This window comes from Desulfovibrio sp. An276, assembly GCF_002159665.1.
Classification (GTDB): Bacteria; Desulfobacterota; Desulfovibrionia; order Desulfovibrionales; family Desulfovibrionaceae; genus Desulfovibrio; species Desulfovibrio faecigallinarum.
Genome location: NZ_NFJC01000006.1, coordinates 1 through 25,824 on the forward strand (window position 1 = coordinate 1; position 25,824 = coordinate 25,824).

General features: G+C 55.4%; 20 protein-coding genes, 3 tRNA genes and 1 pseudogene. 14 read left to right on the top strand and 10 right to left on the bottom strand.

Annotation, left to right across the window (positions count from 1 at the left end; genetic code table 11):
- Positions 1 to 216: 216 nt before the first annotated feature.
- Both fba and surE read right to left on the bottom strand, forming a co-directional pair.
- Complete coding sequence (gene fba, locus B5F76_RS04390) at positions 217 to 1,152, bottom strand: class II fructose-1,6-bisphosphate aldolase (protein WP_087351686.1); 936 nt, start codon at positions 1,150 to 1,152, stop codon at positions 217 to 219.
- A gap of 158 nt (positions 1,153 to 1,310) precedes the next feature.
- Positions 1,311 to 2,075, bottom strand: a complete 765-nt coding sequence (surE, locus tag B5F76_RS04395; RefSeq protein ID WP_087351688.1) for a 5'/3'-nucleotidase SurE — start codon at positions 2,073 to 2,075, stop codon at positions 1,311 to 1,313.
- A gap of 279 nt (positions 2,076 to 2,354) precedes the next feature.
- Between surE and B5F76_RS04400 the strand changes: the two genes are divergently transcribed.
- The 6 genes from B5F76_RS04400 to nspC are packed head-to-tail and all read left to right on the top strand — an operon-like array spanning position 2,355 to position 8,563.
- Entirely contained in the window at positions 2,355 to 3,710 is a 1,356-nt protein-coding gene (locus B5F76_RS04400) for a 3'-5' exoribonuclease YhaM family protein (RefSeq protein WP_162608681.1), read from the top strand.
- 15 nt (positions 3,711 to 3,725) lie between these two features.
- Positions 3,726 to 4,430, top strand: a complete 705-nt coding sequence (gene tmk, locus B5F76_RS04405) for a dTMP kinase (protein WP_087351693.1) — start codon at positions 3,726 to 3,728, stop codon at positions 4,428 to 4,430.
- A complete protein-coding gene (locus tag B5F76_RS04410) occupies positions 4,430 to 4,777 on the top strand; it encodes a hypothetical protein (protein WP_087351695.1) in 348 nt (115 codons plus the stop codon). The genes tmk and B5F76_RS04410 overlap by 1 nt, the downstream gene beginning before the upstream one ends.
- 29 nt (positions 4,778 to 4,806) lie before the next feature.
- Positions 4,807 to 6,177 (top strand): histone deacetylase family protein, encoded by a 1,371-nt coding sequence (locus tag B5F76_RS04415; protein ID WP_087351697.1) that lies wholly within the window; start codon positions 4,807 to 4,809, stop codon positions 6,175 to 6,177.
- The gene (locus B5F76_RS04420) at positions 6,159 to 7,376 is read left to right on the top strand and encodes a saccharopine dehydrogenase family protein (RefSeq protein ID WP_087351699.1); all 1,218 of its coding nucleotides are present in this window, start codon (positions 6,159 to 6,161) and stop codon (positions 7,374 to 7,376) included. The genes B5F76_RS04415 and B5F76_RS04420 overlap by 19 nt, the downstream gene beginning before the upstream one ends.
- Entirely contained in the window at positions 7,376 to 8,563 is a 1,188-nt protein-coding gene (gene nspC / locus B5F76_RS04425; protein ID WP_087351701.1) for a carboxynorspermidine decarboxylase, read from the top strand. The genes B5F76_RS04420 and nspC overlap by 1 nt, the downstream gene beginning before the upstream one ends.
- A gap of 87 nt (positions 8,564 to 8,650) precedes the next feature.
- Here nspC and B5F76_RS04430 read toward each other — a convergent pair whose 3' ends face one another.
- Complete coding sequence (locus B5F76_RS04430) at positions 8,651 to 9,850, bottom strand: polysaccharide deacetylase family protein (RefSeq protein WP_239406960.1); 1,200 nt, start codon at positions 9,848 to 9,850, stop codon at positions 8,651 to 8,653.
- 274 nt (positions 9,851 to 10,124) lie between these two features.
- Here B5F76_RS04430 and B5F76_RS04435 point away from each other — a divergent pair.
- Together B5F76_RS04435 and B5F76_RS04440 are read left to right on the top strand one after the other, a co-directional pair.
- Positions 10,125 to 10,200: transfer RNA gene (locus B5F76_RS04435), tRNA-Val, on the top strand.
- Positions 10,201 to 10,215: 15 nt separating this feature from the next.
- Positions 10,216 to 10,292: transfer RNA gene (locus B5F76_RS04440), tRNA-Asp, on the top strand.
- 673 nt (positions 10,293 to 10,965) lie between these two features.
- Here B5F76_RS04440 and B5F76_RS04445 read toward each other — a convergent pair.
- A complete protein-coding gene (locus tag B5F76_RS04445) occupies positions 10,966 to 12,312 on the bottom strand; it encodes a 4Fe-4S binding protein (RefSeq protein WP_162608682.1) in 1,347 nt (448 codons plus the stop codon).
- A gap of 153 nt (positions 12,313 to 12,465) precedes the next feature.
- Here B5F76_RS04445 and tsaA point away from each other — a divergent pair, with 153 nt between their 5' ends.
- On the top strand, positions 12,466 to 12,942 hold the full coding sequence (tsaA, locus tag B5F76_RS04450; RefSeq protein ID WP_087351705.1) for a tRNA (N6-threonylcarbamoyladenosine(37)-N6)-methyltransferase TrmO: 477 nt from the start codon (positions 12,466 to 12,468) through the stop codon (positions 12,940 to 12,942).
- Positions 12,943 to 12,984: 42 nt separating this feature from the next.
- Here the strand turns inward: tsaA and B5F76_RS04455 are convergent, their stop codons facing one another.
- The 5 genes and pseudogenes from B5F76_RS04455 to B5F76_RS04475 form a co-directional block, all read right to left on the bottom strand.
- Positions 12,985 to 13,389 carry a (deoxy)nucleoside triphosphate pyrophosphohydrolase gene (locus B5F76_RS04455; RefSeq protein WP_087351708.1) on the bottom strand — a complete coding sequence of 135 codons (405 nt, stop codon included), beginning with the start codon at positions 13,387 to 13,389 and terminating at the stop codon, positions 12,985 to 12,987.
- Between the two features lie 2 nt (positions 13,390 to 13,391).
- Positions 13,392 to 14,441: a DUF3427 domain-containing protein gene (locus B5F76_RS15555; RefSeq protein WP_204218325.1), complete on the bottom strand. Its 1,050-nt coding sequence runs from the start codon at positions 14,439 to 14,441 to the stop codon at positions 13,392 to 13,394.
- Between the two features lie 233 nt (positions 14,442 to 14,674).
- A pseudogene (locus B5F76_RS15560) lies at positions 14,675 to 16,321 on the bottom strand (DEAD/DEAH box helicase); the annotation flags it as partial.
- Between the two features lie 135 nt (positions 16,322 to 16,456).
- Complete coding sequence (locus B5F76_RS04470; protein WP_087351714.1) at positions 16,457 to 17,806, bottom strand: sugar transferase; 1,350 nt, start codon at positions 17,804 to 17,806, stop codon at positions 16,457 to 16,459.
- Positions 17,807 to 17,894: 88 nt separating this feature from the next.
- The gene (locus B5F76_RS04475) at positions 17,895 to 19,019 is read right to left on the bottom strand and encodes a glycosyltransferase family 4 protein (protein ID WP_087351716.1); all 1,125 of its coding nucleotides are present in this window, start codon (positions 19,017 to 19,019) and stop codon (positions 17,895 to 17,897) included.
- Between the two features lie 475 nt (positions 19,020 to 19,494).
- Between B5F76_RS04475 and B5F76_RS04480 the strand changes: the two genes are divergently transcribed.
- From B5F76_RS04480 to B5F76_RS04500, 5 genes are all read left to right on the top strand, one after another.
- Complete coding sequence (locus B5F76_RS04480) at positions 19,495 to 20,520, top strand: SDR family oxidoreductase (protein ID WP_087351718.1); 1,026 nt, start codon at positions 19,495 to 19,497, stop codon at positions 20,518 to 20,520.
- A gap of 70 nt (positions 20,521 to 20,590) precedes the next feature.
- Positions 20,591 to 22,576 (top strand): AsmA family protein, encoded by a 1,986-nt coding sequence (locus B5F76_RS04485; protein ID WP_087351720.1) that lies wholly within the window; start codon positions 20,591 to 20,593, stop codon positions 22,574 to 22,576.
- Positions 22,577 to 22,636: 60 nt separating this feature from the next.
- On the top strand, positions 22,637 to 23,323 hold the full coding sequence (locus B5F76_RS04490; RefSeq protein WP_087351721.1) for a metal-dependent hydrolase: 687 nt from the start codon (positions 22,637 to 22,639) through the stop codon (positions 23,321 to 23,323).
- Between the two features lie 148 nt (positions 23,324 to 23,471).
- Positions 23,472 to 23,548, top strand: a tRNA-Arg gene (locus B5F76_RS04495).
- Between the two features lie 467 nt (positions 23,549 to 24,015).
- The gene (locus tag B5F76_RS04500; protein ID WP_162608684.1) at positions 24,016 to 25,080 is read left to right on the top strand and encodes a glycosyltransferase family 4 protein; all 1,065 of its coding nucleotides are present in this window, start codon (positions 24,016 to 24,018) and stop codon (positions 25,078 to 25,080) included.
- 28 nt (positions 25,081 to 25,108) lie between these two features.
- On the opposite strand, the gene B5F76_RS04505 is transcribed toward B5F76_RS04500, so the two are convergent.
- Complete coding sequence (locus tag B5F76_RS04505; protein ID WP_087351724.1) at positions 25,109 to 25,792, bottom strand: radical SAM protein; 684 nt, start codon at positions 25,790 to 25,792, stop codon at positions 25,109 to 25,111.
- Between the last annotated feature and the right edge of the window lie 32 nt (positions 25,793 to 25,824).

Consider the following 25,824-nt stretch of genomic DNA (forward strand, 5'->3'; position numbering starts at 1 on the left):
CGTGTGATAGGTTAATCATTTAATTTCAAATAGCTATCATACATTTAGGCCGATGGGTAGATATGAATTTTTGACGTCACCTGTTACCTGATTTCAGGAAATTCACGTACCTGATTTCAGGAAATTCACGTATATTGCAAGTCCACAAAAAAAGGACGCAAGCCTGCAGCCAATTGGTGCAGACCTGCGCCCCGGATCTGGGAAGACAGATGATTTTTAGAGCAGATCGGCCTTGCCGGAGGAGCCCATGACGTCGCGGATCTTGCGGGCCACCATCTTGTAGACGGCTTCGCGGGCAGGCTTCAGATACTGGCGGGGATCAAAGGCCTCGGGATGTTCCACCATGAACTGACGGATGGAAGCTGTCAGGGCAAGGCGGATATCCGTGTCCACGTTGATCTTGCACACTCCCATGCGGGCAGCCTCGCGCAGCATGTCTTCCGGCACGCCCTTGGCTCCGCCCACGTTGCCGCCGTATTTGTTGCACAGCTCGACAAATTCCTGGGGAACGGAGGATGCTCCGTGCAGAACGAGGGGGTAGTTGGGCAGCTTTTCGCAGATGGTTTTCAGTCTGGGGAAATCCAGCTTGGCTTCGCCCTTGAACTTGTAGGCGCCATGGCTTGTGCCAATGGCCACGGCAAGGGAGTCGCAGCCCGTCTTTTCCACGAATTCCACTGCCTCATCGGGATCCGTAAAGCTGTGGCCCTCGGAAACCACATGTTCCTCGATGCCCGCAAGGCGGCCAAGTTCGGCCTCGACCCAGACACCGCGCGGATGTGCGTATTCCACCACCTTCTTGGTCAGGGCGATGTTTTCCTCGAAGGGCAGGGAAGAGCCGTCGATCATGACGGAGGTGAAGCCGCCGTCAATGCAGTCGCGGCACATTTCAAAGGAGGGGCCATGGTCAAGATGCACGCAGACCGGAATGGACGGGTCCTCGGTGAGAGCAGCTTCCACGAGTTTCATGATGTAGGTCTGCCCGGCGTATTTGCGTGCACCGGCGGACACCTGCAGGATGAGGGGAGATTTCTCTTCAGAGGCAGCACGCATGATGCCCTGAATGATCTCCATGTTGTTCACATTGAATGCACCAATGGCAAACTGTCCTGCGTAGGCAGCCTCGAACATTTTCTTTGGGCCGATAAGGGGCATTGGACTCCTCCATTATAAGGGATGCGTTGTGCTAAAAATGCCGTGTACCCGAACAGGGCAGGCAAAGACGTTCTCTGCGGGCCCCTGTTTGAGAACACAATACGGTATCTTGAAATATTTTGCCACAATATGGAGGCGCAGGGAACAAAAAACCGCGTTCAGCGCACGTTGGGAAAGCTTTCTCTTTCGAGGATGCGCAATCCTGCATCATCCGTAAAGTTGAAGCACAGTGGCGTTATGGTGACAAAACCACGATTGAGCAGATCCTTGTCCGAGCCGGAGTTGACCGTCTCCGGGGGAATGCTGCCCACAAGCCACCAGTAGCGTCCCCCGCGCGGATCCCTGCGCTCGAGGTAGCTGTTCTTCCACACGGCAGAAGTCTGCTTGCAGACGCGTACGCCCTTGCTCGAAGAGAGCAGGCCGCGTGGATAGTTCACATTGATGACGCGGCGGGTAGGCATGGCCTGCCAGTTGATGGTTTCTGCAATGCCCACGGCATGCCTGGCCTTGGCCAGAATATCGATGGGATCCTGCTCGTCGTCGGAAATGGCCATGCTTGGCAGATCCTCGTGGCAGGCTTCTGTTGCAGCACCCACAGTGCCAGAGTAGAGAATGTCCGGGCCCACATTGGGGCCTGCGTTGATGCCGCTCATCACAAGATCCGGCCTTTTTTCAAGCAGGGAAGCCAGAGCCAGCTTGACGCAGTCCGTAGGTGTGCCGTACAGGCCAAGCCCTTCAAAGCCCGGCTGCTTGAAGTGCAGGCAGCGCAGTGGCTCAAACACTGTGAGCGAATGACCAACCCCGGACTGCTGTTCCATGGGGGCTACCACATGCACAGTGTGCCCGCGTTCTCTCAGGGCTGTATACAGAGCCATGAGACCCCTTGCGTGTATGCCGTCATCGTTTGTCAGAAGTACGTCCATAACCTTTTCCGTGGGGATTGAAAGCTGTGTTTTGCCATCCCGTCGACACTTTGTCACAAAACCGTCCTACAATTGTGCCTCTCCCTGAGGCTGTGTCCGGGAGCGTGCGGGAAGGGGAAGAGTTCATTTGACTTTTACCCAATTTCGGGGCAACTGCAGCCACAAGGCGCAGCAATGGGCGGTTTCCGCAAAATTTCACTGCCTTTTGTTGTGTTGTCAATCCCCCCGAAGGGCAAGGGAAATTCTGCTCTCCTTGCAGCAACAAAAAAAAGGCCGACCATGGAAAAGGGAATCTTTGTATCGGATATCAATGAATTTACTCCCGTAATTGAAGGCATTTTCGTCACATGTGACGTAGCAAAGCTCAACGACAAGAACGGCAATCCCTACTGGTCGCTGGGCTTGAGCGATTCCACAGGAACAGTGCAGGCAAAGATCTGGTCCCAGCGTGGTGTCCTCCAGCCAAGGGAGTTGCAAAGCCGCAGCTTTGTGCATGTGCGGGGCCAGGCGAACAAGTTCCGCGACAACCTGCAGGTCCGCATCGATGCTCTCACTGTACTTGCCCAGGCGGAGTGCGAGGGATTGCGCCTTGAGGACTATTTTCCTCCGTCGCCCTACGATGGCGAAAAGGGCATGGCAGAGCTCATGGATCTGGTCATGAAGGAAGTCGCAGGCACGCCCTGGGAGCGCCTTGTACAGGTCTTTTTCGGGGATGAGGAGAACAGAAGGGCCTTTGTCAATTCTTCGGCTGCCCGCAGCATGCACCATGCCGGACGTGGAGGGCTTGTGATCCATACCCTCGAGGTCTGCCGCATCTGCCTTGCCATGGCCGATCTCTTTCCCGTCCTGGACAGGCCGACCCTTGTCACCGGAGCCCTTTTCCACGATATAGGCAAGCTTGAGGAGATGCACACAGATCCCTTCGAGGTCTCGTACACCATTCCCGGCAATCTCATAGGGCATATTGTCCTTGGCGTAGCCATGCTGGGCAAGGCCTGCGAGAAGGCGGACATCCCTGCCCCCATGCGCGACCATCTCTTCCACCTTGTCCTGAGCCACCACGGACGCATCGAATTTGGGGCAGTCAGGGAGCCGGCAAGCATGGAAGCCATTGTTCTGGCTTCGGCCGACTACATGGATGCAAAGCTCAATACCATGCAAGGCTTGCTCGAAGACGTGGAGGAAGGGGCGCTGACGCCCATGCAGCGCGAATTTGGCAGGGCTCTCTACAGGGCTGTACGCAGCGATTCGGAGCACAGGGAAAACGTTGCGCCCGTGACGACATCAGCAAATATCTCACGTGCAGCGCGTGTCCCGCAGCCGGAAGCCGCGTCAAACATGGATGAACAGTTCAGGGCAACGCCAGCCGAGTTGCACGCACGCCTCGCAAGGCCTGCTTGCGCCGCCTCCAGGGGAAGGGGGCAGGCGCAGGCAGTAGAGGAGCACAGTCAGCCCGTGAGTTCTTCCGAACCGCCACAGTGGGAAGACGGCTATCTGGAGAGTCTTGCCTACAGCCTGGATGAACAAGGCTCGCACAGGGCCCCAGACACAAACCAGGGCAAGCTACAGGGCAGGCATGCCGAGGAACGGGGCGCAGGCCCCAGGGACTCCCTGCTTGGCCTTCTCGGCAGATAACCGGGAGAGGAAACAATGTTTGTCACCTTCGAAGGCATGGAAGGCTCCGGAAAGTCCACGGCCCTGGCCGGCGTTGCCGAACGTCTTGAAGCCATGGGAATGGATGTGGTTTGCACAAGGGAGCCTGGGGGGAGCGAGCTTGGGCGGACAGTGCGCACACTTTTGCTTGACGCGAAACGCAGCATGGTCCCGGAGGCCGAGCTCTTTCTCTTTCTTGCCGATAGGGCCCAGCATGTGGCCGAAGTCATACGTCCGGCCCTTGCGCGAGGGGCCATGGTGCTTTGCGATCGCTTTACCGATTCCACTCTGGCCTACCAGGGCCATGCCAGAAAGCTTGATCTGCAGGTTTTGGCAAGCTTCAATCAGGCAGCCACAGGAGGGCTTGAGCCGGACCTGACTCTCCTTTTCGATCTGCCTGTCGAGGAAGGGCTCAGGCGTGTCGAAGAGCGCAGGGCACAGTTGGGCGATGAGGGCTACGACAGACTCGACGCCGAGAAGCGGGCCTTCCACGAGGCTGTGCGCGCGGGCTTTCGCTTCATTGCCGAACAGGCACCTTCTAGGGTATGTGTCCTTGACGCAACCCTTTCAAAAGAGGAGGTCCTTTGCGCCTGCCTTGAGGCCATACAGGCTAGGGGGAGCACCGGAGAGGGTGAAGTTTTGTCTTCCGGTTTGAATAGTTTGCGAACACTTTTACAGGCCAGTGTGCCCGGAGAAAAATAATGAGGGAAATTTACGTTTTTGAAAACGTCGATGGCGGACGACTCACACCCCTTGCCAAGAGCGGCGCTGTGGATCCCTTGCTCAAGCAGGCTGCCGAGACGGACAATTTCGAGTGGATGGAACCCTTTATGGCAGCCGGGGATACCGAGCTTGTCTATACAAATGTCTTTCGCCAGCCCCAGAATCCCGGCGGTATAGTTGTCGTCTCTGCCATGGACGAGGTCCTTTTCTGCGCCATAGCCAATACCAATCTTGATCTTGTGGCCGCAGCATCCCATTTTGCCAGCATGGTTTCCAATATCCGCTACGGCCAGGATATCTTCGAGAATATCGAGGGTGAAGAATAGTTCCGGCCAGGCACACAAGGGCACAGGTCATGCAAGCCTTTTCCAGAGCAAGGAATTCCCTTGGCGTGGTCTTCTTTCCCGCCTTTGACTGGGCCATTTCTCCCACCCATCCGGAGAGGGAGGAGCGCCTGCTCTACACGCGCGATCAGCTCAAGGAGGAAGGCCTTTTCGACATCGAGGGCATTCGCGAGTACCGGCCCCGCCTCATGCCTCTCGAGGATGTGGCACGAGTGCATTTTTGCCTGCCCTCCATACGCGATGTTGTCACAGACTCCCATCTTGCCGCAGCCGGAGGTGCCATAGAGGCAGCCCGTCTTGTGCTCGAAGGAAGGGAAAAGAAGGCCTTTGCCCTGGTGCGGCCACCAGGACACCATGCCATGCGCGTGGCCCATGGCAACAGGGGCTTTTGCAATATCAACAACGAGGCGCTCATGCTTGCCTGGATACGGGCCAACTACCGTATCCAGGGAAGGCCCCTGCGTCTTGCCATAGTGGATACGGACGTACACCATGGCGATGGCAGCCAGGACATTTTCTGGAATGATCCGGACACGCTCTTTATTTCCCTGCACCAGGATGGCCGCACGCTCTACCCGGGAACGGGCGCTGTGCGCGAATGCGGAGGGCCGGCTGCGCTCGGGCGCACAGTGAACATCCCCCTGCCGCCAGGGACCTGTGACGACGGCTATCTCTACGTCATGGAGCACGCAGTTTTGCCAATCCTGCGGGATTTTGCCCCGGATCTTGTGGTCAATTCTGCAGGCCAGGACAATCACTTCACGGATCCTTTGGCCAGCGAGCTTCTGACAGCCAGGGGCTACGCGGCTCTCAATACGCTGCTTGATCCAGATATCGCAGTCCTTGAGGGCGGGTACTCCATTCGTGGCGCGCTGCCCTATGTCAACATGGGTATTTGCCTGGCCCTGGCCGGGCTTGATGCCTCTGACATACGCGAGCCAGACTGGGACGAGAGGTATCTGCGTCAGTCCGCGAGGGTTACGGATCAGGTGTGCGCTGTGGCCGAAGAGGCCCTGGCCCAGTATTTCGATCCCCCCAAGGCTCCCTGGCGAGGCAGGGAAGAGCACGGTTTCTGGGTCGAGGACAAACAGATTTACTACGATACGGACGGCATCAGCGAAGGGCAGCGCGTGTATTCGAAGCTCTGCTCCTCCTGTGCAGGCTACACCATGTGGTTTACGCAATCCACGCGCACGGCGCTATCCTTTTGCGTTCTTGTTCCCCGCGATGCCTGCGCATCCTGCCGCAACCAAGCCCATGAGCAAGTCCACGAGGCCCGCGCAAGCGGCAGATTTGCCCATGTCCTTTGCCTGGACGAAACATCATTCATCCCCAACAAATCCTGGCCCCTGGAGGAAAAAACATGGCCCAAGACATCTTGATTATCGGAGCCGGCGGCGTCGGCAGCGTTGTTGCCCACAAGTGCGCCCAGGCGGCCACCAAGGGAGTTTTCGGCAAAATCGTGCTTGCCAGCAGGACAGAGTCGCGCTGCAAGGCAATTGCCGAATCCGTGAAGCAGCGTTACGGCGTGACCATCGAAACAGCACAGGTGGATGCGGACAACGTGCCCGAACTGTGCGCTCTCATCCGTTCTGTCAATCCCTTCATGGTGCTGAACATTGCTCTTCCCTACCAGGATCTGCACATCATGGACGCCTGCCTCGAGTGCGGGGTACATTATCTCGACACTGCCAACTACGAGCCGCTGGACACAGCCAAGTTCGAGTACAAGTGGCAGTGGGCCTACGATGGACGCTTCAGGGAAAGGGGGCTGTGCGCCCTGCTTGGCTCTGGCTTCGATCCCGGCGTTACCAACGTCTTTGCAGCCTGGGTCATGAAGCACGAGCTCGACGAAGTGCATGTGCTGGACATCATAGACTGCAATGCCGGTGACAATGGCCAGGCCTTTGCCACCAACTTCAACCCCGAAATCAACATCCGCGAGGTGTCCGCCCGTGGCCGCTACTGGGAGCGCGGCGAATGGGTGCAGACAGCTCCTCTTTCCTGGTCCATGGACTTTGATTTCCCGGATGGCATAGGCAGCAAAAAGTGCTACCTCATGTATCACGAGGAGCTCGAATCCCTGGCCCAGAATCTGAAGGGGCTGAAGCGCGCCCGCTTCTGGATGACCTTCTCGGACAATTACCTGAAGCATTTGTCCGTGCTGAAGAACGTGGGCATGACGCGTATCGACGAGGTCGAGTACAAGGGCCAGAAGATTGTGCCCATCCAGTTCCTTTCCGCACTTTTGCCCGATCCGGCAACCCTTGGCCCCCTGACCAGGGGCAAGACTTGCATTGGCGATGTCATGCAGGGCGTGAAGGACGGCAAGGCCAAGAGCGTCTACATCTACAATATCTGCTGCCACGAGGAATGCTTCAGCGAAGTGGGATCGCAGGCCATTTCCTACACTACCGGTGTGCCCGCCATGATAGGCGCCAAGATGATGTGCGAGGAAAAGTGGCTGCGTCCCGGCGTCTGGAACATGGAACAGTTCGACCCCGATCCCTTCCTGCAGGATCTTGGCGATTACGGGCTGCCCTGGACCTGCATTGATGTGACCGGCAAGGAGCTTGTCTAGTGGCTCACGAAGAACTGCTTTTGAGTGCAGACGTTCCCTCGCCCTGCTTTGTGGTGGATGTGGACAAGCTGCGCGCAAACGCCGCCATTCTGAACAGCGTGCAGGAGCGCACCGGCGCAAAGGTGCTGCTTGCCCTCAAGAGTTACGCCTGCTGGAAAACCTTTTCCCTGCTCTCAAGGGCCAAGGAGGGGCCCTTGTGGGGAACTTGCGCCAGCAGCGTTGACGAGGCCAGGCTTGGCAGAGAGGAATTCGGCGGCGAGGTTCACGCCTTTGCCGCTGCCTGGACAAAGGCTGAAGTGAAAGAGCTGGTGAGCCTTGCGGACACCATTGTCTTCAACTCCGTTGCCCAGTGGCGCACGTATCGCGATTTTCTTGCCAAAAAGGGTGTAGAGGCCGGGCTGCGCATCAATCCCGAGCACAGCGAAGGGACTGTGCCCATGTATGATCCCTGCTCGCCAGGGTCGCGTCTGGGCATTCGTCTGCGCCATTTGCCGGCAGGGATTATGGAAGAGGGGATAAGCGGACTGCATTTCCACACGTTGTGTGAACAGAATGCAGACGCCTTTGCCCGCACTGCCGAGGTTGTGGAGCGAAATTTCGCTCCATTCCTGGAAAAGTGCAGCTGGATCAATGTTGGCGGAGGCCACCATATCACGAGGGCAGACTACGATATCGACCTGCTTTGCTCGACGCTTACGCGCCTGCACGAGCGCTGGGGGGCACAGATATACGTGGAGCCCGGCGAGGCCGTTGCCCTGAACGCAGGCGTGTTGGTGGCCACGGTGCTTGATATTACCGAGGCGGACATGCCCCTTGTTCAGCTCGATATCTCTGCTGCCTGCCATACTCCCGATGTGCTGGAAATGCCCTACAGACCGCGCATCATCTACGAGCATGGGGACAGGCTTTGCGAGAGCATGGACGAAAACGGCTTCTGGCGCTGCCGTCTGGGTGGCAAGAGCTGCCTTGCTGGCGACGTGTTCGGGGAATATGGCTTTGCCGCTCCCCTGAAAGTAGGGCAGCGCCTGCTTTTGCAGGATATGGCCATCTACAGTATGGTGAAGACAACGACCTTTAACGGCCTGCGTCTGCCCTCCATAGGCCTTGTGGACAGCGCAAGCGGCAGAGATGTCTTCAGCCTGCTCCATGTTTTCGGATACGAGGATTTCCGCGATCGCCTGGCGTAAGCCTTAAATCTGCAGAGGGAAAAATACAACAGGGGGCCCGGTGCAAGCACTTGCACCGGGCCCCCTGATCGTTATGCGCAAGGCGCATCAGAATTCGGGATCGCGCTGGGCTGTCTGGTGGCTCAAGGGACGCACAATGTAGGATTTGCTGCCAATTTTGGGCAGGATCACCTGTTTTCCCACATGGAAGAAGGAAACCGGCCTGCCGGTCTTGGGAGCGTGGCTGAACACCTCACGGATTTTCCTGCTCAGGGAGACAAACTGGCTTGGGGGCGGGAGGATTTTGATGTCGTCCCTTGCGAAGCCATGCCAGGCCACAAGGGCGGGTGTCCCTTCGACACTTGCATCTGCAATAAGGGGAGCTGCAGCAAGGGGAGCAGCCTGGCTTTCAGCTTCGGAGACAATCCTTGTGGCAAGCTCTCGGGCTCTCGCATGCGTGCTCATGCCGACTGTACTCACAGTTGCGGGCTCTATGTGGCCCTTTTTGCGCATAGTCATGTGCAGCGGCGGTTCCGGGTCCACAAAGAGTTCGTTCATGTAGTCGCTGACTGTAACAAACCGGTCGCATCCACCGGCCTTGAGCTGGGCAATGACGCGGGGCATATCATCCACTGTGGTTTTGTGAATATCGTGAAACAGGAAGATGCCGCGCAAATGTCCGCGCGCGGCAATGCGTCCGCGTGGATCACGAAGCTGGGCATAGTCTGCAGGCAGGTGTTTCCAGTCCTCTGTGTCGTAGGACCAGGTGACAATGCGCATGCCAAACTCCGCAGCCATCTGTGCGAGCGCGTGATCTTGTTCCCCATAGGGAGGACGAAAGAGCACGGGTTCGGCTCCACAGGCGCGCAAAAGCCTGTCTGTCTTATCCAGCTCCTCCCATCTGCGCTGCTGGGAAATGCGCCTGAAATTCGGGTGCCGGTAGGAATGGCTGGCAACTTCATGGCCCTCGGCAACGACCCTGCGCACAACATGGGGGAGCTTGGCAACATTTGCGCCGAGCATGAAGAAGGTAGCGGGAACACCATAGTAGTCTAGGGTGTCCAGCAGCTGGGGCGTGTAGTTGGACGGGCCGTCGTCAAAGGTTATGGCACAGAGGTTCTCGCCCATGGTCTGCTCGTAGATGAGCCTGCCATGGTAGGGCGTATAATCCTGTGTCAGCTCTTCCTGCGCTTCGGAAGGAGTACTCTGGGGCATGGTTCCGGTCGCGCGGGCCAGATCTGTCCAAAGACAGGACAATACGAGAAGAGTCGAGAACAGGAAAAGGGAGAAAAATGTGCGTTGCAGCATTGGAGTACCGTCCGCTGAAAAATGACAGGCAGGTTTCTACTATCCCGAAAACAAAACTGCAACTTTTTCCAAACCTGCGAGGCGCCCTGCGGAGGACTTTTTGTCGGAGTTTGCCTGTGTCCGGCGAAAAGTGTTCAGAGGTGGGAGGGGGGCTTCTTGCGCCATGCAGGCCCGTTTGCGAAATTTTTCGGGCAGAGGATGCGTCCCGGAAAATTTTTTGTCACAAAGTTGTTGACAAACAGCAAAAGTCTGCGTATCACTACTCTTCGCATGGGGGCAGTTAGCTCAGTTGGTAGAGCATCGCCTTCACACGGCGGGGGTCACAAGTTCAAGTCTTGTACTGCCCACCACCCCATGTCTACCGCGGAACGGTAGTTAAGACGGTTATAACGCCGGCCTGTCACGCCGGAGGCCGAGGGTTCGAGTCCCTTCCGTTCCGCCAATACATTGAAATCAAAGGACTTTGTTCGACTTTGAAGGTCAACAAAGTCCTTTTTTTCATGCAGTTAGCTTTCATGGGCGTTTGTAGCTGTTCTTCTTCGACCACACGACTTGGGTCGATTTGTGAAGGTGAATGTACAGGTTTTGCCCAAAGCCGCTCTGAGTACCTTAACCCGACCTTCACAAAAAAGCCTATTGTTAACAGCTATAAAAATAAGATCTTGAGTTCCTTCACCAAGAAATTTCCGGCATTCCTTGTCAGCCCCAAACAGTCCACGGGACTGCTTTTGGGATTGTCTGAAGCACCTTGCGTGTTCTAGGGTCTCTCCTTTCATATCGAGCGTTTTACGGTATTTTGTGCGGTACTTCTCACTTTGGGCAGCAGGGAGCCGTCAAAGATACCGTAAATGTGGTGCAACTACGCTGCATAACAAGCAATTTATGCTTCTGTTTGTCTCTGCATCATCAGAATTTGGTATGAGAAACGGTATGACCTGAGACTCGCAGGGCAGTTCACTTTTCTTCCTGTCATACCAATGGCAGGAAGCAGAGGCAGTCACTTATCGGGAAAATCTGGTCTAGGCACAGGTATACACCAAAAGAAGGCTGGCAGTCTCCAATGTATACCAGTCAGGGCAAGCCCTGCGCTGTGCACACTGCTACCCTTCATGGCGCTACACCATTGCCAGAAAGAGAAAGCTTGCGTGCAGAGCGGAAGCAAGGCTCACGAAAAGGCTTTCCGCGTATCCTTGCCAGCTTCTTCCAGCCCAAACCAGTTGCATTCCCTGATGAGGGCAGGCGTTGATACAGTTCCTGCACAAAACGCAGGACAGACCAGGGCTTCCCTTGCGTATTCTGTCCATGTCCAGGGCTCCGTAACGACAAACCCTGGTGCAGGCACCACACTGTGTGCAGGCTTTTGTTATGCGCACGCGCCAGGGAGCAATTTTGCCAGCCACGCAGGCGAGAAGTCCCAGAGGGCAGAAAAGAGTGCAGTAGCATGCCTGGCCATATCTGCGGCTCCAGAAGAGGGCACAGGGAAGCAGGAACAGGCCCAGAAGGAGAGCGCAGGCCATGGCGAGAGATAATGGGGCTCCACTCAATCTGAGCGCAAAGGTGCAGGCAATGACAAGCCCAAGCATGCACAGGCGCCAGAAAAGGGGGTGCAGGCGCTTTTCCGCCTGTCTTTTCCTGTCCGCCGCCGCAGCGTCCCAGGAGCCAAAGTAGCATAGATGGCTGCACCAGGCAGGGCCAAGCAGAAGGATGGTGGCAAGGAAGAGCATCAGCATGAAGCCAGTCTCGCCCCTGTAGATTGCGCCAGCGACAATGACCCCCGGAACAGGGATGTGCAGGGAGCCAGTCATGGCAAAAAGGCCATAGCCCAGGCACGCCAGGGCAAATTGCCCGAAAAAGACCACGGAGAAGAGTCTCCAGATCAGAAGGCGCCTTTTGTGGGCAAGGGAACGATTGCCAAGCCAGTCGCAGACAAGGGCAGCCCAGAAAGCTGCCAAGAGCACCTGCAGTATAGCTGCCCCGGGCACAAGTCTTTCCGCAAGCAGCATGTACGGCATCTTGAGCCAGATGGGCAGCATGATCAAAAGGACAAGCGCAAAGGCCGTGCACTGTCTGCCACAGCTTTCGGTCTTTTTGCAAAACCAGCTCTTTCCGGGGTTGAGGGTAAGGAGCAGGGCAGTTCCCAGAGCCAGGGCAGCAACAGTGCCCAGTATGAGAACAAGTCTCAGCCATGGCGCGCCCATGGCCATGCGAATCTGCATGAACTGGTTGCAGGTCACAAACCATTCGACTGCAATGGCAAGCAGCGCGACAAAGGAGACAGGGCGCATCCAGGCCGAGCGAAACAGGGTGGCAATGCCCCAGACAATGGCGCATGCCGCAAGTCCCGCGAGCCCTGCCCTGTAGCAGTGGGCAGCAAAGAGCAGAAGGCAGGGAACAAGCAAAAGAGGGACAGCTATCTGGCAGCGAGAAGGAACAAGGGGAGGAGTTGCGGGTTCAGGACTCATGGACGGCGTTCCAGGGAACATGGCTCGATGAGGGAAGAAGACAAGGGATGCCCAAAAGGGCTATACCATTCATGGGCGCCTGCAGTCTGACAGTTGCGACAACAGGGTTTGCAAAAAGCAAGAACTTTCTCCACATCCTCAGGAGGTGTGACCGTGAGCGAGGCTTTCATCTACCATCCCATAGGCATTATTCACAGCGAGCACACGGATCCGGCCCATGGGCCAATTCAGCCCTGCTATGCCGATGGCTGTCTGGGAACAGTGGATGTCTTTGAGCAGTATACGCAGGGTCTCCAGGATCTCGATGGTTTTTCCCACATCATTCTTCTCTACCATTGTCACAGGGCAAAGCCCTGCCCCATGCTGGTGAAACCCTTTTTACAGAACGTGGAGCGCGGTCTTTTTGCCACCCGCATGCCGGGAAGGCCAAACCCAATAGGCATGAGCATTGTCCAGCTGCTCGGGCGCGAGGGCAATGTGCTGCATGTGGGCTCCATAGATGTGCTGGACGGAACTCCTCTTCTCGATATCAAGCCGTATTCGCGTCGCTTTGATCGCGTGGACAACACGAAAAACGGCTGGCAGGACGAGGTGGACGACGAAACCGCAGCCTTTCGGGGATGCAGATAGCAAGCAACAAAGGATGCGATCTGATGCCCGGGAAATGACGCGCTACGCTACATTTTGCCGGGTCAGCAACATCTTGAGCTTCTCCACGGCTGCAATGTCGGCAGGAAGCCAGGAAACCTCGTCCAGCTCTTCAGGGGCAAGCCAGCGGGCAGCCTCATGCTCCAGAAGATGGACCTCACCGCTGCGTATGCTGGCCAAAAAGCAGTGCATGGTGATGTGAAAGGTCGGATAGTCATATTCGACTGTCGTGACCAGCTCCTCGGGGACGATATCCACACGAAGCTCTTCCCTGATTTCCCTGACAATGGCCTCAGCCGGACTTTCGCCCTGCTCGACCTTTCCTCCGGGAAATTCCCAGCCGTCCTTGAAGTCTCCGTACCCGCGCTGCGTGGCCAGAATGCGCCCGTTGTGGTGTATCATGGCTGCGGACACTGTTATGTGTTTCATTGCTATTCTCCTGTGAGGTATTCGTATAGTCCCTGTTCAACCGCCTGCTGCAGTTTCCAGCGTATCTCGAAGGCCCTGCCTTTCCCGTCGCGCAGAGTGACATCGTGAGGGGCACCGCAGGCCTCTATTTCGCCCAGGAAATAAAAGCTCTTGGCCTCGTTGTCGTTCTTGTTCTTGCGCACGAAAAGATAGATTGTCGTGTCTTCATACGGATTCTGCCTTGTCATGCGCCTGGCGTCATCCGAGTCTGCCCGCCTGTTTGTCTTGGAGAGGAAGAGGAGCTCCTGCCTGGAAAGGAAGCGGTCTTCGTAGGGGATGGCGTCACTGGGCTTGTCGTAGTTGATGAATATGGGCAGGGTTTTTGTCCCGGCATGATAGAAGTAGCCGCCGATGTTTTGCGCGGGCATAAGCTTGTCCCAGTCCAGCAGCCTGCACACATCGTCGTAGGTGTAGGATGCACCCAGCGACAGCATGGTTGCCTTGTACCGTGCCGAGTAGAGCGCCTGCCAGCGCCTTTCCACGAATGTACAGAGCTCTTCGACCATATGTTTGAAGTTTGCATCCTCAAGGGCCTGCACAAAGCCCGGATCTGCCTCCCATTCTCCATTTGGAGACACTGCAATGAAGGTCATGCCCCATTGTCGCGCTCTGTCCTGCTCTGTGCGCTCAAAGTTGTTGGTCAGCATGTTTTCCACGGATTGCAGATGGGCCTGTGTGGCCTTGTAGCCACATGCAGCGGCAAGCCTGCGAACAAGGCTGGCTTTGAGATGGTGTTCTCCCTCTAGGATGGAACGCAGCACAATGGTTTCCGACAGGCGGACTGCATTTCCGAGTTTTCTGGACAGCCAGGCAATGCGCCTTGTCGCGTCCTGTGTAAGCCGGATCTGATAGTTTCGTTCGACCCTAGCAAGAAAGCTGTGGTATGAGTAGCCTGTGCCTTTTTGCAAGAATTTCACTGCGTCGATTTGCCCGTGCTCCTCGTAGTCTGTCAGATCGGGCACACGGCCAAGCTTGTTTTTGAGGGCCAGATACGCTTCTCTCAGGAGCTCCATGGAACTGGTCTTTGCCCTGTCTATGGCCTGATAGATTCTTTCCTTGGCAATCCTGTCAAAATGGATGGAGGAAATGCCGGGAATGTGCCTGGATTCGACGCTTACGATGCGGCGCAGCCTGTCCTTCCTGTACGAGAGATCGCCGGAAAGGGCCACGGGGATAAGGTAGTTGTTGTCGTAGTCACCGATGAAGTCGAGGACGACCACAAAGTCCTTGCCTTCGTGCTTTCTCAGGCCGCGGCCGAGCTGCTGGACAAAAATGATGGGGCTTTGGGTTGGGCGCAGCAACAGGATCTGATTGACTTCCGGCAGATCGACGCCTTCGTTGAAAATGTCCACGGTCACCAGATAGTCGAGGCGTTCTTCCCCATTGCCAGAGGTGAGCCTGCGCACTGCCTCGTCCCTGACATCCTGACTGTCGTCTCCGGAAAGGGCAAGGGCCTTGTACCCGTTCTCGTTGAGGCCCTGAGCAATGTCCCAAGCCTTTTGTCTGCTTGATGCAAAGACAAGTCCCTTGACTCTTTCCCCGCAGTATCCGTAGTATTTCGCCTTTTCTATGATGTGTCGAATATATTCCTTTTTCTCAAGACGCATGAATTCAGATGGGGTATAAGCTCTGTATTGGCGATCTGTGTTCTGAACAGCAAGGTCACCAATTCCAAAATAATGGAAAGGACAGAGCAAATCGTTCTTCATTGCGTCCTGAAGACGGATTTCATAGACAATGTTGTAGTCGAACAGACCGTAGATGTCGAAGCCGTCCGGCCTGTCCGGACTGCCTGTCATGCCAAGCCAGAACCTGGGCTGGAAATGGGCCATGATTTTCTGATAGCTGGGCGCCCCGGCCCTGTGGACCTCGTCTATGATGATGAAATCGAAGTCCGAGACCGCAAAGTCGTTCAGTTTCCTGGCCAGGGTTTGCATGGTGGCAAAGACGTACCTTCTGTTCTCTTCATGAACAGTTCCGGACATAATGCCGTACTCGCCCTTGTCGCCGCCAAGAACACGCATGAAGGAAGACCTGGCCTGCCTTGCAATTTGTTCCCTGTGCACACAAAGAGCAGGCGTCTGGGCTGAAAGTCGCGGACGGCAAAGGCGGCAGCATAGGTTTTGCCCGTGCCTGTGGCAGAGATGAGTAGGGCGCGTTTTTGTCCCAGCTTCCACGCTTTTGCAAGGCGTTCGAGGAAGGCCTGCTGCATGGAGTTGGGAACAGGCTTTTCGCGCACAGGCATGATCTTTTCACGCAGTTTTTCAAGAGCCCGCATTTGCACAAGACGGGCTTTGTATTCCTGTTCGTAGTCCGCGAGGATATCCCTGGCTGGACGTGTCTTTTCGTGATTCCAGAGTTCGTCGAATTCCTTGAGGACGCTTCTTGCAAACTCGCCTGTGCCAAGACAGACCAGACGCGTATTCCATTCCCTGCTCAGCGAAAGGGCCCTGTCCGTCAGATTGGAACTTCCAACGATCAGCCGCAGGGTTTCGTCCCTTTCGAAGATATAGCCCTTGGTGTGAAAGCCGTCGCTGTTGTCCGGGCCTGTGCGGTAGATGCGCAGTTCTATGTTGCCGAGGCTCAAAAGCTTGTGCAGGGCTGCAGGCTGGGTGAATGACAGGTAGTCTGTGGTGAGGATGCGTCCGGGAACATTTCTTTCTTCGAGCTCCTTCAGAATCTGCAAAAGCGGTGTGATACCCCCGAGAGTGATGAAGGCCACGCTGATGGAAAAGCTCTCGCATCCGGAGAGCTCGCTTTCAAGGTCCTCGAGAACCTTGTGCTGCCCGGGAATGTTCGAAAGCAGGCTGACGCGCAAAAACTCGTCCGATGGATGTGTGACATCCATGAAGGACGTCTTGAGACTTTCTGTCAGCTGCCTTGGGTCTTCCATGGGTCTTGTGCTCCTGTTTGGTCTTCTGCCTGGGTACGGAAAGATTCCTGTCCTGTTGCGAACAGCAAAGACCGCCCGCACCCGGGACTTGTACCAGGCGTGCGAGCGGTCTAGCAATACTTTGAAGAATGGAAGCTATCTTGCGCCCTTGGGGAAGAGCACGACACCAATGGTCTTCAGAATAATGGTAATATCCAGCAGAATGGAGATGTTCTTGATGTAGTAGAGGTCGTACTCAAGCTTGCGCAGGCTGTCTTCCACCGATGCGCCGTAGGGGTAGCAGACCTGGGCCCAGCCGGTCAGCCCCGGCTTTACAGTGTGACGCAGACCGTAATAGGGAATCTGCTTTTTCAGTTCCTGGACAAAGGTCATGCGTTCGGGCCTTGGACCTATGAAGCTCATGTCGCCCTTCAGAATGTTCCAGATCTGGGGAAGCTCGTCTATGCGCACTTTGCGGATGATGCGACCAACGCGGGTCACGCGGTCATCGTGCTCCTTGGCCCAGACAGCACCGTTTTTCTCGGCATCCGTGCGCATGGAACGGAATTTGTAGACAGTGAATTCCTTTTCGAAAAGTCCTACGCGGTCCTGCTTGTAGATGATGGGGCCCTTGGATTCCAGGCGTATGGCAAGGGCCGTGATGAGCATGATGGGCGCGGCAGGGATGAGCAGCACAATGGAAATGAGCACGTCCAAAGCTCTTTTCAGGCGGCGCAGGGAACCTCTGGTATTGAGGTTGAAGCCTTCGGTCTGCAAGAGCCACTCTTCCGTTATCTGCGAGATGGGCAGGCTCTTGACCACATGTTCGTAGAAGCTGCGGATATCGACCACCATGGCACCGTGCAGCTTGGCTTCAAGCAGGGAATGGGCAATGTCGTCGTCTATGGGCGCATCGGGCAGGAGCAATATCATGGTTGCCCCATGCTCCTTTGCGGCCTCAAGCACATTGAAGGGAGCTCCAAGGCAGGGACCTGCGTCCGGATCCATGTCCCTCTCGCCCACGTAGCCAATGATGCGGGCCTTGGGGAGTCCTTCGTTCAGAAGCTGGCGTACCTTGCCTGCCCTGTCCACACCTACGAGCAGAATGCGCAGGGGGTGGGTGAGCTCGTCTGTATTGCGGTTGTATATGTAGCGCCAGGCAAGACAGAGCAGCAGAGAGAGCAGAAAGAGCAGGCTCGTGGTTGTTCTGTCAAAGCGCCAGTGCTGAAATGCATAGGATGCCGTGGCAGAACTGATGATACCAAGCACACAGGCTACCGAGACCCTGCCTATGGTCTCCTTGAAATCCTCGTTGCCGACATTGTAGGCGTCAAGAATGTAGAAGAAGAGCAGGTAAAAGAAGATGGTAAACAGGCAGGCGCCCGTATAGTCCTTGAGGATATTGAGATCCGGCGCAATTGTCAGAAGTTCACAGGCAAGGAGTGCGATGAGTATGCACAAGAGATCCACTGCCTGCAGCAGCGCTCTGCGATAATTGCTGATCATGGTGGATAAACCCTTTGTTTCGTGGAAATGCACTGCCCCGTGTATCCGGGGCCCAGATTTGTCGAATTGTTTTCAGGCCAACGTCCGCTCAGGTAAGGTCAGGGACATGCATGTCGTCCAGGATGCCATTTGCCACCACATTGGCGTCAAACTTTTCTGCAGCAAGTTCCCTGCCACATGCACCCATCGAGACAAGAAGTTCGGGATTTGCGCAAAGCCGTTCCATGGCTTCGGCAAGAGCAGCAGGGTTCTTTAAGGGAACAAGCAGACCGTTCTTGCCGTCCTCGACCACTTCCCTGCAGCCGGGAACATCCGTCACGATACAGGGTCTTGCCATGCTCATGGCTTCCATGATGGCAGTAGGCGTGCCCTCGCGCCAGGAGGCAAGCACGATGACGTGGGCTGCCTGAACTTCGGGGCGCACATCGCTTGTTGCCCCGAGGTAGTCCACGCTTCCCTTCCAGGAAGCTATCTCTTCTTCACCTATGCTGCCCAGCCCCTGCTCTTTGGGGCCCAGGATGCGGAAGAGAGTATCTGGGTACTTTTGTCTGACTATTTTTGCAGCCTCGACAAATTCGCGAAAGCCCTTGGCTTCAAGCAGACGACCTATGCTCAGAAAAACAAGGCCATTGTCCCTGTTCGGCAGAGGCAGGGGAGCAAAATGACTGCAGTCCACCCCTGTTCCCCTGGCAAAGAGCACGCGGGCATTCTTCTTGAGGATGCCGCAGCTGGCAAAGAGCTCTGCATCGTCCCTGTTCTGGAAAAAGACACCTTCGATACCAGAGAGGGCTGTATGGTACAGAACAATGCTCAGCCTGTTGATGAGCTTCTTGAAGAGAGAATCTGCCTCAAAGGCATATCCCAGGCCGGTGATTGTCGCATAGATATGTCGAATACCGGCGCTTTTTGCCGCAAGACATCCGTAGATCACCGGCTTTATGGTGCTGGCAAAAAGCAGATCTATGCGTTCTTTTCCAAAAATCTTCTTGAGTTCAAGAAAGGTTCTGATGTCGTTTGACGGGCTCAGCCCCTTGCGATCCAGACTGTAGTGGCGCAGGTCTACGCCCAGGTCACGAATACGCTGGTTGCTTTCCGTGTCCCCATCCGGGACAAGACACAGAACGCTGTGCCCCCTTGCCTTTGCGGCAAGCATGAGCACGCGCCAGAAGAGAAAGGTAGCTCTGGCCTGATTGCCGAGTACGCAGATGCGCATGGCCTTTTCCTTTGCTGATTGTTTCTGCTTCCTCTTCCCTGAACCGGGAAGGCGGCAGAAAGAAGGGGAAATATCCTTGAGTTGCAAAAGTGAAAGAGCGCCAGGTGATGCTCTGGTATGTCCTGGAATGCGCCCTATTCCGGCAAGGTCCTACCACAAGGCAACCAAGAAGGAAACAGGGAGTCCAAGTTCTTGAAATAAGATGAAAAGTTTTTTGTCCGTTCCAGCAGATTACAAATGGGTTCTGCAATCCGTCAATCTAGCTTTTTTTGCCTGCCTGTGTCACATTCACGAAAAAGAACTGCACTCATCGCAAGTCCTCGCCAGTCTTGTCGCGCCCGCTCTGTTCAAAGGCTGTGCGCGGCAATCTGTGGCAAGGCACAAAGAGGCCTGCCGCCCTGTCAGTGACTGTCTGCGGTGCAGCACACAAGACAACAGACAATGCCCCAAAAGGGGGTTCTGAAGGAGCAGAATCATGGCTGCAAAAAACTACGAGCAACTGTGCTCACAGATGCAGGAGAAACCCGGATACTGGCTTGTGACCGGCTGCGCCGGCTTCATAGGCTCCAATCTGATTGAGCGGCTGCTCAAGCTCGGTCAGAAGGTAATTGGTCTCGACAACTTTCTGACTGGCTATCAGAAAAACCTTGATATGGTGGAAGCCCTTGTCGGTCCCGAGGCCTGGAGTCGCTTCACCTTTGTCGAGGGTGATATCCGTGACATCGATACCTGCCACAAGGTTTGCGAAAATGTGGATCATGTCCTTCACGAGGCAGCCCTGGGCTCTGTTCCCCGTTCCATTGACGATCCTCTTCTGTCCAACAGCTGCAACATCACTGGCTTTCTCAACATGCTGGTGGCTGCCCGTGACGCAGGCGTGAAGAGCTTTGTCTATGCAGCCTCTTCGTCGACCTATGGCGACAGTCCCGAGCTTCCCAAGGTGGAGGACCACATAGGACATCCCCTTTCTCCCTATGCAGTGACCAAATACGTGGATGAACTCTATGGTGACGTGTTTGCACGCTGCTACGGCTTTACCACGGTTGGCCTGCGCTACTTCAATGTCTTTGGGCAGCGTCAGGATCCCTTTGGCGCCTATGCAGCCGTCATCCCCCAGTGGTTTGCCAGCCTTTTGCGCAACGAAACAGTCTATGTCAACGGCGACGGCGAGACAAGCCGCGACTTCTGCTACATCGACAACGTTGTACAGGCCAACCTTTTGGCAAGCTTCGCGGAAGGGAAGGCACGCAACCAGATCTACAATGTGGCATTCGGAGAGAGGACAACGCTCAACGAACTCTTTGATCTCATCAAGGAGGAAGTGATGCGCCACAAGGATGTAGCAAACGCCATGCCCGTGCATCGTGACTTCAGAGCCGGCGATGTTCGCCACTCCCTGGCCAATATAGACAAGGCCAAAACACTTCTGGGCTACGAGCCGCACTTCAATGTCCGCCAGGGATTGCGTCTGGCAGGTGACTGGTACGCAGCCAATCTCTAGTTTTTTTGCCGGGGCCTGTCAGAACGCTTTGACGTTTTGGCAGGCCCTGTGTCTTTTGCGAGGAAACAGCATGGCAGCCAAGAAAATAGTGAAGTTCACCCTGATTGGCCTGTGCGCCATCGTGATTGTGGCAATCGCGGCAGTGTATCTCGCGGGACCGAGCATTTTGGAAAAGGTCCTTGCCAGAGCCAACGAGATTTCCCAGAAATCCACAGGCAAGGCCCTGACCTTTGCCAAGCAGCCGGTTATTTCCATAATCCCCCTTGGGGTGCGTTTTGAGGGTGTCCGCTGGGGAGACGACAAGTCGGACTTGTCCGTCTATGCCAAAAGCGGCCATGCGAGCGTAGCCCTTGGTTCCATATTCAGTGGAACCCCGGAAGTACAGGATGTGGAACTGCAGGAGCCTGTGGTAACCATACGCCAGAACCAGTCCGGGGCATCACTGGGACCGGTCGCCGAGGCTGACAAGGATGAAAAGGCCAAGGCGGTAACCGAACAGCATCCTGCCTCCTCGATGAGCTTGCCGATATCTTTGAGACGGCTTGTCCTGCAGGACGGAAAGTTTACGCTGGTACAGGAAGGGGGCGACGAGATATCGATTTCCAGCCTGAATCTCTCCATACGCAACATCGGGCAGGGAGAGACAGGCGAGCTTGAATGCGACTTTGTTGCTGCCCTGCAAAAGGCAACGGGCGAATACATTGAGGCAAACATGGCTTTGCAAGGCGCGGCAAAGCTTAATCTGCCAGAAATCGGTCTGCCCATGCTGCAGGTGACAATCACGCCGGTGAAGGGGCTCTATGACAGGAATCTGGGCCCGGCTAGCTTCACAGTGAAGGGTAATGTGTCCCTCGCAAGCGGTGATTTTGCCCTGGAGAAGCTTGATGCAGGCATTACCAGCGCCAGGGTCTCCCTGAAAGGAACCGGCAACATGCACAATCCGGCCTTTGCCGGAGACGTGTCCGTGAATGCCTCTCCTGCAAAACTCGCCCTGATTCCGGCTCTCGCTTCCGTACAGACCCTCACGGTCAATGCTAGGGCGGATTTCTCCGACAATGTCCTGAAAATCCCCTCTCTTGCGGTTGCTGCGGACAAGGCGAGTCTCAAGGGCAATCTTGAGTTGGGTCTGTCTTCCCTGGCCATCAGGGGCGCTCTGCATTGCTCTTCCCTGGATGTGAACGCCCTGCTTGGCAAGCAGGGGCAGGAAAAGAAAGACGGCGCCAAGGAACAGGCCCAGGCCAGCGAAGAATCGGCAAATACCGATGAGGATACAGAGGACACAATCCTGCCGGATGTGAATTTGACCATCACGGGTGAGGGCATTGTCTATAATGGCGTGAGCGTGAACAAACTCACCTGCACTATTTTGGGCAAGAATGGCAATTATGCTGTTTCGCCCCTTACTGCCATGGTTGATGGCAGCGCGGCTGTGGATATCAGGGCAAAGGCCAATCTGAAAAACAGCAGTTATCAGACAAGCGGCTCTGTCAAGAATCTTTCCCTTGCCACCATACAAAAGGCTGCGGCGCAGGACTTCAATATTCAGGGAACCGGCAGCTTCAACTGGGATGTTTCTGCACGTGGCAAGAATGGAGATGTTCTTGCAAAGTCCGCAGCAGGCAAGGGACAGGTCAATCTTGTCAGCGTCCGTATTCCCGGCATCACCAAGGCAATCAAGGGAACAAAGCAGCTTTCGTCCATTGTGTTGCCTGAGCAGATAGACAGCATAACAGTGCCCTTTACGCTGCAAAAGGGACATTGCCTGTGGAACGCAAGGCTTGTGAGCGATGGGCTTGGCGGCAAGGGATCCGGTGATCTCGACTATGTTGGCAAGCGCATAGACGCAAATGTCGATGTGACAGTGCAGGGGCAGACAATTCCTCTCAAGATCAATGGGCCCTTGAGCGATATTTCCTACTCTGTGGACATGGAGAAGCTTTTGAAGAATATGGGCAAGGGTCTGCTTCAGGCGCCGCAAAATCTGCGTCCCACTGAAGGTGGAATACGCAAGATTCTTCCCGGGTCTGGCGGCAATCCCTTGAAGGGGCTTTTCTAATGCAATCAGGGGGAGGAATTGCTCTCTCCCCCTTTGGCAAGCAAACAAAGAGGAGCATATATGAGCAATATCACATGGTATGGTCATGCGGCCTTTGGTCTTGAATGCTCAGGCGTGCGTATTCTGATCGATCCGTTTTTTGCCGATCCCCAGATGGCTGCTTTGGCTGAAAAGGGAGGTGTTGACCTCATTCTGATCACGCACGATCATGGGGATCACACCGGTGACGTGGCTGGTATCGCCCAGAGAACGAAAGCCGGCGTGGGTGCCATTGTCGGAACAACGGAGCACTTGCAGGAAATGGGCGTGCCGGCAGAACAGATTCTCTACGGCGGATTCAACATGGGTGGCACCATGGAGTACAGGGGCGTCAAGGTAACCATGACGCAGGCCTATCATACCAGCATGACGGGCTCTCCCGCAGGTTATATAATCACAATGCCTGACGGACTGGTTGTCTACCATGCCGGCGACACGTGCATTTTCAGCGGCATGGCCCTGTGGGGCAAATTGTATCCCATTGACGTTGCCCTTTTGCCCGTGGGTGGGCACTACACCATGGATGCGCGTCAGGCAGCCATGGCATGTGGTCTGCTCAAATGCAGCCATGTTGTGCCCATGCATTACGGAACTTTCCCGATTCTGGCTCAGAACACGGACGAGTTCGAGCAGCTCCTTGGCTCACAGGTCCCGTCCTGTCGCTGTGTACCCATGAAGATTGGCGATACAGTCGAATTCAGCAAATAGGCAATCGAACCTGGTGTGTTTGCGCTTAAGGGCAAGTCTGGAACATTCCGTATTCCTTGGTCCGGCTTCGATTTTTGCCAAAATTCTGCTTGAAAGTCTTTGTGCAAGGATCTACTCTGTGCCCATGGGAATTCTCAGATGGACTTCTGTGCCCGTGGCTCAGCTGGATAGAGCGTTGGCCTCCGGAGCCGAAGATCGGGAGTTCGAATCTCCCCGGGCACACCATCTTTCAGGGACGGAGTATGGCTTGAAGGTCATACTCCGTCCTGCTTTTTGTCCACCTTCCAAAAGAGTCGGAAAGACGTATCATTTTGGTTGGAACCATTGACTTTTTTCAAGGGGGAGTTTGTAATAAAGCCGCTTTGCACCACTTGAGTACTGTCTGTCAGAAAGGCGCTTTCCTCATCTTGAAAGGGTGAGGTACACAAATTTCTGCCCATGCTTGTCGCGTGCAATGTATCGAACAACCATGCGTGCCTTGGGCACTGCAAAACAACTCGAACCGCGGGAGCACCATGGGCACACCCCTGTCCACAGTATCGTCCTTGCCAAAGACTGTGTATTTGGCACTGTGGTTTCCGCTTTTGTCGGAAACATTTGTATTTTATGAGGTACAGGGTTTGTGGAGAAGGGGCTTTCCCGTATCTGTTGTCACTCTGTACGGTGAACGCAAAAAGTATCTGGCAGAACACATGCGCAATACGCAAGTACCTGTCAGGCATCTGGGCATACCCCATATCCTGCCCATTGCTGCAGCCGTTATCGCAAGACTTGTCAGACAGCCTCGCCTGGTAGGCGGCATATTGCGCAGGATTCTCTTTGCAAAATGGCGTGATGCGGAAATGCGCCTGGAAAACTACTGGGCTTTCTGCTGTGGTGTCTATCTGGCAGACAGATTTCGCAAGGAAGGCGTCAGGCACATACACGGGGCCTGGGCATCAGGGCCTGCTACAGCGGCCTGGGTCATACATCAGCTTGAGGGCATACCCTATTCCTTCACTGCCAGAGCTACGGATGTGCGTCCCCCGGACGGCTTTTTGGGGGAAAAGTTGGCGGACTGCGCCTTTGCAAGAGCGGACTCCTCCTTCAACGTGCCGCACATGCGCTCCTTTCTCCCCGACGACAAGTGGGACAAGGTGCATCTTGTGTACAACACCCTGACCATGTCTTCCGAAGGCACAGCTGCGGTGCCGATGCAAAGTCCCTGCAGAATCATCTGCATTGGCAGGCTTATCGAGAAGAAGGGTTTTGCGTATCTCATCAGGGCTGCCATACGCCTTTACGGGGAAGGTGTCCCGGTAGATGTGACCATTGTAGGTGGGGGCGGACTCATGCACACCCTGAAGAGCGAAGCACAGCCCATACACGAACACGTGCACTTTACCGGTGCCCTGCCACACGACAGGATTGCGGGAATGCTTCGCGAAAGTGACATACTGGTCATGCCTTCCATTATTCCTGAAGGAACGGAACAGTCTGACGGGCTGCCTACGGTTATTGTCGAAGCCATGCGCATGGGTGTGCCGGTGGTGAGCACAAGAGTGGCAAGCATAGGGGATGTGGTCATAGACAATGAAACAGGCTGTCTTGTCCCGCAAAAGGACGTCCCGGCCCTGGCAGAGGCCATCAAGGGCCTGATTTTTGACAGGGAAAGAGCCCTACGTTTGGCACAAAACGCGAGGGCTCTGGTCAACGACATCCTTTCCGAGGAAAAGACTTTGGGACGCATGGAAGAACTTTTCGAATCCGCCAGCTGAATGCCTGTCATTGGCTGGCAGCAGTGGTTCAGCGAAAATCCGTGTATTTGTGCGTCTGCAGGGACAGATGCAGATTGTGCTTCAGGCACAGTTTGAAACAAAGTCTTGTCGCTTCTCTGTCCTGGCTCACAGGCTGCAGGGCGATGATGGGGCTTTGTGCGCTTTTGCGATCCACACGTTCGAAAACTTCGGAAAGAAGAAAGTCTGCGTCCTCTTCGCTGGCGATGGGGATCTTTATTTCGTTGGCCCTTGACCAGTTTTCCGCGAGAGGCATCCTTGCCCGCTTGGGCGAGAGGGTGATCCACAGGTTTTCCTCATTGTACACGGACAGGGGCCTTGTGCCACTTGTTTCTACCTGTACGTAAAATCCCCTGCCCTGCAAAAGGCGTATGAAGGGCGCAACGTCCTGCATAAATGGCTCACCACCAGTAAGCACAACGTGGCGAATACTTTTGTGCAGCCCTGAAAGATAGTTGCACAGGATTTCTGGATCCATTGACGTGTACAGGCCAGAGGCAGTCTCTTTTGCCAGGACAGAAAAATCGTTGTCTTTGGTGCGCAAATCTCGTGCAAGAGACATGGCATAGCCTGTGTCACACCATGGACAATGGACATCGCAGCCCTGCAGTCGGACAAAAATGGCGGGTGTGCCGGTAAAGTGTCCTTCTCCCTGCAGAGAAACAAAAACCTCGTTAACAAAAAGTATTTGCATCTCCCACCAAGTTTCAGATCAATACGTTGACA